Annotated in this window: 2 tRNA genes and 3 rRNA genes; all 5 read right to left on the bottom strand. The window is 50.6% G+C overall.

Annotated features, from left to right (window positions below):
* A 23S ribosomal RNA gene (locus ACE04G_RS07830) occupies positions 1-270 on the bottom strand; the annotation flags it as partial.
* A gap of 206 nt (positions 271-476) precedes the next feature.
* Positions 477-552: transfer RNA gene (locus ACE04G_RS07835), tRNA-Ala, on the bottom strand.
* Between the two features lie 22 nt (positions 553-574).
* Positions 575-651 (bottom strand) — tRNA-Ile (locus tag ACE04G_RS07840).
* Positions 652-687: 36 nt separating this feature from the next.
* Positions 688-804 (bottom strand): 5S ribosomal RNA (gene rrf, locus ACE04G_RS07845).
* A gap of 156 nt (positions 805-960) precedes the next feature.
* Positions 961-1,366: ribosomal RNA gene (locus tag ACE04G_RS07850) — 16S ribosomal RNA — on the bottom strand; the annotation flags it as partial.

A 1,366-nucleotide genomic window follows, 5' to 3' on the forward strand; every position in this document is an offset into this window, starting at 1 on the left:
CTTCTCCGCGTTCGCTCGCCGCTACTGACGGAATCACTATTGTTTTCTCTTCCTCAGGGTACTTAGATGTTTCAGTTCCCCTGGTATGCCTCTGCATAACCTATGTATTCAGTTATGAGTAACTGGAAATTACCCCAGCTGGGTTTCCCCATTCGGACACCCCCGGATCAAAGCTTGCTTACAGCTCCCCGAGGCAGTTTCGTTGTTCGCCACGTCCTTCATCGGCTCCTAGCGCCTAGGCATCCTCCGTGTGCTCTTAGTAGCTTAACCATTTTGTTCCGGTTTCGGTCGTTCGCTTCCCTTGTTTTGCTTGCGCAAAGCCAAAAGTCGCTCTCACCCGATACCATCACAAAAGCAATTTAACTACCTTTATACACTTGACTTGTTTGCACAAGTTCAGCTTAAAGGAATGTTCTAATTCGCGTTTGTTTCGTTTCGATATCTAGTTTTCAAAGAACAAACTTGTAAAACATTTTTGGTGGAGCCAAGCGGGATCGAACCGCTGACCTCCTGCTTGCAAGGCAGGCGCTCTCCCAGCTGAGCTATGGCCCCATATAAAGTTTAAAGGTATAGATGGTGGGCCCTGGTGGACTCGAACCACCGGCCTCACCCTTATCAGAGGTGCGCTCTAACCAACTGAGCTAAGGGCCCACATTACATATACTATTTTAACCCAAAATGGGTTACGCTTGGCGGCGTTCTACTCTCCCAGGACCCTGCGGTCCAAGTACCATTGACGCTGAAGGGCTTAACGGTCGTGTTCGGGATGGGAACGTGTGGAACCCCTTCGCTATCGCCACCAAACGTTTGAGAGTTTAAGCTCTCAAAACTGAGCAACGAGTGAGTTGCTTTGCTCTTCATTTCATCCACACCGAAGTGATAGACCAAAATGAATCGCTGTTGTAGGTTCTAAGAACCTACTTATTTGAATGTTTCCACTCGGGAAACGATTCTCCATAGAAAGGAGGTGATCCAGCCGCACCTTCCGATACGGCTACCTTGTTACGACTTCACCCCAATCATCTATCCCACCTTCGGCGGCTGGCTCCTTGCGGTTACCCCACCGACTTCGGGTGTTATAAACTCTCGTGGTGTGACGGGCGGTGTGTACAAGACCCGGGAACGTATTCACCGCGGCATGCTGATCCGCGATTACTAGCAATTCCGACTTCATGCAGGCGAGTTGCAGCCTGCAATCCGAACTGAGACCGGCTTTGTTGGGATTGGCTCCATCTCGCGATTTCGCAGCCCGTTGTACCGGCCATTGTAGTACGTGTGTAGCCCAGGTCATAAGGGGCATGATGATTTGACGTCATCCCCACCTTCCTCCGGTTTGTCACCGGCAGTCTATCTAGAGTGCCCACCC

The sequence above is a fragment of the Paenibacillus sp. AGC31 genome, from assembly GCF_057334655.1.